The organism is Peptostreptococcus anaerobius 653-L (assembly GCF_000178095.1).
GTDB lineage: Bacteria > Bacillota > Clostridia > Peptostreptococcales > Peptostreptococcaceae > Peptostreptococcus > Peptostreptococcus anaerobius.
The window spans coordinates 1-8,013 of sequence record NZ_ADJN01000020.1 but is presented as its reverse complement, the minus strand read 5'-3'; the positions used below and the strand labels follow the sequence as shown (position 1 = coordinate 8,013).

Sequence of the window (8,013 nt, the reverse complement as noted above, 5' to 3'; positions counted from 1 at the left end):
GGCGCTATTATCCATCTTTTATAATTACACGCTACATAGAATGACTTCAAAATCGCCGTAATTTGTTTTGACAAATCAGTTCTTTAACAATGAGGTCTTCTTGTGTTAAGGGTTTGTTTGTTGAAGCTTATTGATATAATAAGTTAGCAATTCATCATTTTTATTATAAAATTGGACACCTTCTGGTTGGAAAATGAGATACTTAGGATCGGTACTAGCTTTTTGTGCTAATTGGTTGATATGATCTTATAGGGTTGCTCTATCTATACCATAGTCTGGTAAACGGAACGACATGGAATAGAGGATATTGAGTAACCTAATTTGATCATGGCGTAAATTCCTCCTCTTTCATAGTTAAAATTAAGTTGATTCATTGTGGTCCTCCTGTAAAAGAATATTTTAAATAAAAAATACCGAAGATGGTTTACTCTCCATCTTCAGTATTTTACGCTATATCACTGGTATTCAATATAAAAATTCATAACTCCAATTTAATATAGAACTCTCTTATTCTCTACCCTCTTAGTAATCTTTTCCTTGTCGAAGTTTTCAAGTATAAGCATGGATATCTTTCTACTTGACCCCATCATATCCCTAAAGTCTGCTATTGCCATAGGTCCTGACTTGCCTATAAAATTCTTAACCCTATCTATAGCCTTCTTATAAAGTTCCATAGACATAAGGTATTCTTCACCCAATAGTACAAGATCTGTGCCTATCATGGAATCTATGACTTGTTTTCTTCTCTTGTCACCTTCTGCAAGTTCCTCGATAGTCAATATATCTGAGAAACCCATCTTTAGAAGCTTGCTATTAATGTTCTTTTGTATGGCAATATCATCTGAATTTTTCTCAACCTTAAAGTCCTTTAGCGAGACTAGGTTGGATACCATCTTTACAGAACCCCTAGCAACAAGACAGTCTAAAAATGCATCTATATCCTTGGCCTTAAATGTAGACTCTACCTTACTACCTGCTTCTTGCTTTGGCATACCCTCTCTTAGGGAGTTTTCCTTATGATAGACTTCTAATATCCTTATAAGTTTATTCTCCAAAAGTTCTAGATACTCAACATGAACCTTCTTTCCGTTGATGTCCACTATCTTTTTTTCTTCCTCTAAGTCTTTGATCAAGTCTTCTATAATAGACTTGTTGACTCCTACATAAGACATCATGTCCTCTATTTTAGGAAATTTGAAAGAGTTTAACCTTAAATATATATCAAGTATATCCTTAGGATTACCAGATTCTTTGATTTTTAACTCTTCTATAACCTTTGGTGTGTGCTTATTTATACCATGCTTGACATTGGCAACATCTACAATGATACCACCACCTATAGTATCCATAGGTGAGTATGTCCTTATTACAAATGGGTCTAGCTTTTTGCAGACTATCTTTTCTTCGAGTCTTAGCTGGACATAGCCCTCTTCTCCAGGCTTCATGCTTTCCTTTTCTAGAGGTACAGCTCTACACAATATCTCTCTTGTACCGTGGTATAGTTTTAACCTATCCCAATTTTCCAGTTTACAGTTATCATGTTTCAAGAGCTTGATTTTTACATCTAGCATCATAGAATCAAGCATTGAATCAGGAGCTGCTATTATATAACCCCTATCTATGTCTGTAACCTTTATATTTGACAGGTTGATAGCTGTTCTCTGACCTGCATATGCAGTATCAACATTAGATCCATGTACCTGTATAGACCTAACTGTCGCTTTTTTATTGCTAGGATATATTTGCAGGTCATCATTTACAGATATCTTACCCTCTATGATAGTTCCTGTGACAACAGTCCCAAACCCCTTTACAGAAAATACCCTATCTACATTCAACCTAGCAGGTAGACTTGTATTCTTTTCTTCTACCTCTTCAGTCATTATATCAAGTTCTTTAATAAGGTCATCTATGCCTCTTTTAGATAAGGAATCTACCTTTATGACCTTGGATCCTTCAAGGAAAGTACCAACAAGACCTTCCTTTATATCCTCCTCTGCCAGTTCCAGCATTTCATCATCTACCATATCGCACTTGGTCATTACAACCAAACCATTTTTTATATTTAAATAGGAAAGTATATCTATATGCTCTATAGTCTGTGGCATCATACCCTCATCAGCGGCAACAACCAAGACAACCATATCAAGACCAGATGCACCAGCAAGCATATTCTTTATAAATTTTTCGTGACCTGGTACGTCTACTATACCAACAGACTTACCTGATGGTAGGTCAAAATATGTAAATCCAAGATTTATGGATATGCCCCTCTTCTTCTCTTCGTCTAGGGTATCAGTTTCTCTACCAGTCAAGGCTTTTATAAGGCTAGTCTTACCATGGTCTATATGGCCTGCAGTTCCAACCACTATATGCTTCATACTAGTTACCTCCCATCAGACTCAATAATTCATCGGCAATATTTTCAAATTGGTCTTCAAATATAGTCCTAACATCTAGTATATACTTGTCATCGTATACCCTAGCTATAATATGGGACTTAGAAAGCCTTAGCCCTTCTTCAATCCTTGCCACTCCCATATTTTTTGACCTGATAGCTACCGAATAAGAATCAAGTTCTTCTGTAGGCATAGAACCTCCACCTACTTGACCCTTGCATGGTTCAACCCATAGGTCTAGACCAGAAACTCCAACCAATCTATTTTTTATCGTTTCACAAAGCCTCTCAGCATTTTCTTTTAGTTCATCAGATGTATAAGATAGCATCCTAAGAGTAGGTATCTCTCTTATAGCCCTCTCTTCGTCAAGGTACAACCTAAGACTTGCTTCAAGAGTTGCAATAGTCATCTTATCTACCCTAAGAGCCCTTGTCAGCTGGTTCTTTTTCATCTTTTCTATATACTTCTTTTTACCTACTATTATACCTGCCTGAGGTCCACCTAGCATCTTGTCTCCACTGAAGCTGACAACATCAACCCCCTTGTTGATAGAATCTAGGATAGTTGGTTCGTAAGATATTCCAAACTTTGTAAGATCGACAAATACTCCACTTCCAAGGTCTTCAACCACTGGAATATCGTACTCGTCACCTAGTTTTCTCATGTCTTCTAAAGATACCGACTCAGTAAAGCCCATAATCCTGTAGTTACTAGTATGGACCTTCATAAGGACCTTAGTGTTTTCTGTGATAGCACCCTTGTAGTCATCTAGGTGGGTCTTGTTAGTTGAACCCACCTCTACTAGGTCAGCACCAGATAGGGCCATGATTGAAGGAATCCTAAAGGAACCTCCAACCTCTACTAGCTCCCCTCTGGAAACTATAGCCTCTCCACCCTTTGCCATGGTAGAAAGCACCAACATTACAGCAGCTGCATTGTTGTTTACTACCAAGACATCTTCAGCACCAGTCAACCTTTTAATCATATTGGTAAGGTGGTCATATCTTGAACCTCTTTTACCCTTTTCGATATCATACTCCAAGTTAGAGTACCTAGATGCAACTGACCATAGTTCATCTCTTACCGCCTCACTAAGAAGAGACCTACCCAAGTTGGTATGGACTACGATACCTGTAGCATTTATAACCCCCTTGATAGATAGCTCATAAGACTTATTCGCCAAATTGATACTATCGATAATTATCATCTCTTGGCTCAATTCAAAACCGTCTAATTTATCTTCATCTAATTTGATAATCTGAGACCTATATTTATCCACACTAGACCTTATAGAATCTAGGACAATAGACCTCGGTAATATACCACATAATTCTATTATTCTTTCATCATTCAATACCTCATCAATTGATGGAAGTATCGCAAATAAATCTTTCTTTTTCTTCATACTAATATACTCCAACCCTTTTACTATTTTATATCTATTATTATATCAAAAAGCATACATAGAAAAATGTGTATATTGAAATAATTTTCTAATAAACTTCAAGATATTTTTCTTGTTTTTCTATAACTTCTCCTACTATCTCAGCAGTAAATGAGCCATTGGCCAACATATCAGCAGCAACTTCCTCAGCTATGTCTGCTGGTACAGATACCAAAAGCCCTCCTGATGTCTGTGGATCATGAAGAACGTCTGATATAGCCTCTGGTACGCTTGGGTCTATATATGAGTCATCCTGGGCATAACCCATATTCTTGTAGGCTCCCTCTGGTATTATCCCAATCTTTGCAAACTCAACAACTCCCTTTAACATAGGTATCTTCTTTGAATCCAACTTGATAGTAACTCCAGATGCCTTGGCAACCTCTATACTGTGGCCCATCATTCCAAAACCTGTAATATCTGTTGCTGCATTTATCTTGTACTTCTTGAATGACCTAGCAGCATACATATTCAAGTGGGTCATGCAGTCTACAACATAGTCAGATGATTCCTTGTCAACTAGGCCTACCTTCATAGCAGTGTTCATAATACCTGCACCTATAGGCTTTGTAAGTATCAGCTTGTCTCCAACCTTAGCAGTTGAATTGGCAAGCACCTTGTCTGGGTGGACTGTGCCTGACACAGATAGGCCATATTTAGGTTCTTGGTCGTCAACTGTGTGACCACCTACCAAAAGACAGCCCGATTCTTTTACCTTGTCAAAACCACCTCTTAATATCTCACCCAATACATTCATATCGTGGCAAGAAGGGAAACATACTATATTCATAGCTACTGTAGGTTCACCACCCATAGCGTATACATCTGATAGGGCATTGGCTGCTGCTATCTGTCCAAATGTATACGGATCATCCACCATAGGAGTGAAAAAGTCCAGTGTCTGTATCAAGGCTATATCGTCTGTTAGTTTGTATATAGCCGCATCATCTGATGTATCAAGTCCCACCAATAAATTATCCAATTTATCACTATCGTTTTTTGGAAGCTTTGCAAGTACTATAGCCAGATCCTCTGGTCCAATCTTAGCTGCTCAGCCTCCAGCCTTTGTCATTTCTGTTAATTTCTTATATTCTTTTGCCATTTTATTACCTTACCATTCATATCCTACCTTGTTTTCAAGAGCCTTGTCATATATCATCTTACCAGTTGTAATATCCTGAGTACTGATACCAACAGACTTGAAAACAATTATCTCTTCGTCATTTTCTCTACCAACTATATCTCCATTGATCAAGTCTCCCAAATCACCAGTGAAATCTTCCTCTGTGATAGTTCCCTTTTCAAGTGGTGTTATAATACAACCTGCCTCAGAAAGGACAGCATCCTTTGAGTCAAAGTATATCTTGCTCGCCCTCACTAGGGTTTCTTCATCTATTTCATGCATATTAGGCATATATGATCCAACACCCGAAACCAAGGCACCCTTTTTTAGGAGCTTGCCATCAATAATGGCCTCTTTGGAAGTGGTAGCTAGGGCTATAATGTCTGCATCGTCTATTGCCTCCTCAGGACTAGTTGATGCCATAACCCTTACTTTCCCCTTATACTTTTCTGCCATCTTAGCTGCAAATTTTTCTCTATTTTCTCTCGTTCTTGAATATATCCTTACTTCCTCTACTGTCTCACAGGCTGTTACAATAGCATCAAACTGAGATTCAGCCTGACCACCACTTCCTATAAGGGCAGCCTTTTTAGACCCCTTCCTAGCAAGTAGGCTTACGGCTGCACCTGTTGCTGCACCTGTCCTTATTTCAGTAACATAAGTTCCATCCAATACACAAGATACCATACCTGTCTTGTCGTCTACCAATAAAATTGTTCCAGGAGTAGATGCTAGACCAATCTTTGGATTGTCCGGAAATACAGATACTATCTTTAAACCTGATACCCCTATTTTGTCTATATAACCCGGCATATATAGTATATTTCCTTTTGCACCCTTTGATTCTATGTTAGTCCTAAGAGGTGATATAGATCCACCTTTAGAAAATATTGAAAATGCTAATTTATCTGCTTCAATTGCGTCCTTCATAGTAAATATTTTCTTTATTTCTTCTTTATTTATAAGTAACATAGTAATACCTCCGTTTACATATATTTATTTGAACTTCAACAAGGTGTAACCAAGCATTCACTTAGACTACACCCTATAATTATATCATATATATTTACTAATAACCACAAACAACCTATCTGTGTTTTCTATCATAACTATTTTTATTTAATATCTATAGAATCCTTCATATTCTCAAACTTCTTGTCCCCTATGCCTGTTACATTTTTGATATCCTCTATACTTTTAAAGCCACCACTGGTCTGTCTGTAGTCGATAATTTTCTTAGCAGTAGCTGGTCCTACACCCGGTATCTCTTCAAGCTTGGTCTGATCAGCTGTATTTATATTTATTTTTCCTGAAGAACTAGGATTAGGGGACTGAGACTGATTATTTGGGGACATACCAGCTTGCCCTTGATTTGTTTGATTGGCTTGATTAATACCAGCACTATCGTCTTGACCAATATAGGGTATCATATAGTGCTGTGAATCCTCTAGGTTCATAGCCAAGTTTATCCTATTTAAATCCGCCTTTTCAAGTAGGCCTCCTGCCATACGTATAGCATCGTCCAACCTCTTATCCGAATCAAGACATATAACTCCCGGACTTGCCACAGCTCCTGTTATGTAGACCTTTATCTTTTTAGGCTTTGATTCCTCCTTATCAAGGGAAAATCCACCTTGATTTGCTTGGTTGCTAACTTGACTTTCCTTGTCGATAAATTCCGATTCCTGATTTGTATTTGATGATTCTAGTTCGTATTTTTGACCCAATATTCCCATACCACCTGCAAAAACCAATCTATAAATAATAGCTAAAAGTACAGCCCCTGTTATAAATAGTTTTTTCTTGTCTGCATGACTTAAAATAGATTTTATCTTTTCTGATAACATTCCTACCTCCCATTAAGTATGTCTACATCTTAATACTCTTTCTTGATAGATTAAGTCCTTTTTAAGGACCTATCCAATCCTCTATTTTACTAGTTCACCTATCTTCCCAACTCATAATATATTAGGCAAGTATCATAAATTTTTAAACTAGAAATTAATTATCTTCTTTATTTAGCAATAATATGCTATACTAAAAGGTATGAGAATAGTAAATGACTAAAAAGGAGGAAGGATGTATTATAAAATACATCACTGCAGAATATGAAGATTAAAAAAATTAATTCAATTTTCGCTGCTCTTGTACTGTCGACGGGAATACTTACATATTTTACGTCAGGTGTACTAGCTGAAGGTAAAGAAGATTTCAACTCACTCAAGTCTAAATACATGGTACTTATGGACTATGAATCAGGGAAGATAATATATAAAAAGAATGCAGACCAAAAAATATATCCAGCTTCAACAACAAAGATATGGACTGCCTACTGCGTTCTACAAAAGTGTCAGGACCTAAACGAAAAAATTAAAATAGGTACTATGCCTGAGATAGAAGGTTCTTCTATGTACCTAGAAGAAGGAGAAGTCTTTACAACGAGACAATTATTAGAGTCTCTTTTAATACATTCATCAAATGATGTAGCGTATGTACTAGCAAGGCATTATGGTGGTGGTGATGAGAGGAAGTTCATAGACTTTATGAATTCTGAGGCCAAAAAATTTGGATTCAATCACACTCACTTCAACAATCCTCATGGTCTACCAGATACAGACCACTACACAACTGCTGAAGAAATGACAAATATGGCAAGAATAGCATATGGAAATGATATTATTAAGTCTATCGTTGCAAAAAAATCTGTAACTTTCAAAAAATCAAATGAAATAAAATTGGATAGGGAACTCTACAATAGCAACAAGTTCCTAAATTCAAATATGCAGATGAACTACAATGGCAAGGATATACCTATGAAATATGATGTTGTAGATGGTATAAAGACTGGATATACTGATGATGCTGGAAACTGTCTAGTAGCTACAGGAACAAAGAACAAAATTAGGATGATTTCTGGAGTTTTCTTTGCTCCAAGTGGCAGTCTCTACCACGATTCAAGATTCCTGCTTGACTATGGATTTGAAAACTTCAAGAGCATAATTATCTACAAGAAATCAGATATAAGGGGCCAAAAGAAAGTAAGGTTT

General features: G+C 36.9%; 6 protein-coding genes. 1 reads left to right on the top strand and 5 read right to left on the bottom strand.

The window, feature by feature from the left end:
* Positions 1–491: 491 nt before the first annotated feature.
* The 5 genes from selB to HMPREF0631_RS03045 all read right to left on the bottom strand — a co-directional run bounded on the left by selB (position 492) and on the right by HMPREF0631_RS03045 (position 6,813).
* Positions 492–2,381, bottom strand: coding sequence for a selenocysteine-specific translation elongation factor (gene selB / locus HMPREF0631_RS03065; RefSeq protein ID WP_002843328.1), 1,890 nt, complete (start codon positions 2,379–2,381; stop codon positions 492–494).
* A 1-nt stretch (position 2,382) separates the two neighbouring features.
* Positions 2,383–3,804: an L-seryl-tRNA(Sec) selenium transferase gene (selA, locus tag HMPREF0631_RS03060; protein WP_002843332.1), complete on the bottom strand. Its 1,422-nt coding sequence runs from the start codon at positions 3,802–3,804 to the stop codon at positions 2,383–2,385.
* A gap of 88 nt (positions 3,805–3,892) precedes the next feature.
* A complete protein-coding gene (gene selD / locus HMPREF0631_RS03055) occupies positions 3,893–4,945 on the bottom strand; it encodes a selenide, water dikinase SelD (RefSeq protein ID WP_080547785.1) in 1,053 nt (350 codons plus the stop codon).
* 9 nt (positions 4,946–4,954) lie between these two features.
* Positions 4,955–5,938 carry an NAD(P)-binding domain-containing protein gene (locus HMPREF0631_RS03050; protein ID WP_002843333.1) on the bottom strand — a complete coding sequence of 328 codons (984 nt, stop codon included), beginning with the start codon at positions 5,936–5,938 and terminating at the stop codon, positions 4,955–4,957.
* A 143-nt stretch (positions 5,939–6,081) separates the two neighbouring features.
* The gene (locus HMPREF0631_RS03045; RefSeq protein ID WP_002843330.1) at positions 6,082–6,813 is read right to left on the bottom strand and encodes a helix-hairpin-helix domain-containing protein; all 732 of its coding nucleotides are present in this window, start codon (positions 6,811–6,813) and stop codon (positions 6,082–6,084) included.
* Positions 6,814–7,074: 261 nt separating this feature from the next.
* Between HMPREF0631_RS03045 and HMPREF0631_RS03040 the strand changes: the two genes are divergently transcribed.
* Positions 7,075–8,013 (top strand): D-alanyl-D-alanine carboxypeptidase family protein (locus HMPREF0631_RS03040; RefSeq protein ID WP_002843331.1); only part of this gene is annotated, 939 nt, incomplete at its 3' end.

Coding starts and splice junctions, on each gene's coding strand:
- selA (WP_002843332.1), bottom strand. CDS start 3,804: ATGAAGAAAAAGAAAGATTTATTTGCGATACTTCCATCAATTGATGAG.
- HMPREF0631_RS03050 (WP_002843333.1), bottom strand. CDS start 5,938: ATGTTACTTATAAATAAAGAAGAAATAAAGAAAATATTTACTATGAAG.
- HMPREF0631_RS03045 (WP_002843330.1), bottom strand. CDS start 6,813: ATGTTATCAGAAAAGATAAAATCTATTTTAAGTCATGCAGACAAGAAA.
- selB (WP_002843328.1), bottom strand. CDS start 2,381: ATGAAGCATATAGTGGTTGGAACTGCAGGCCATATAGACCATGGTAAG.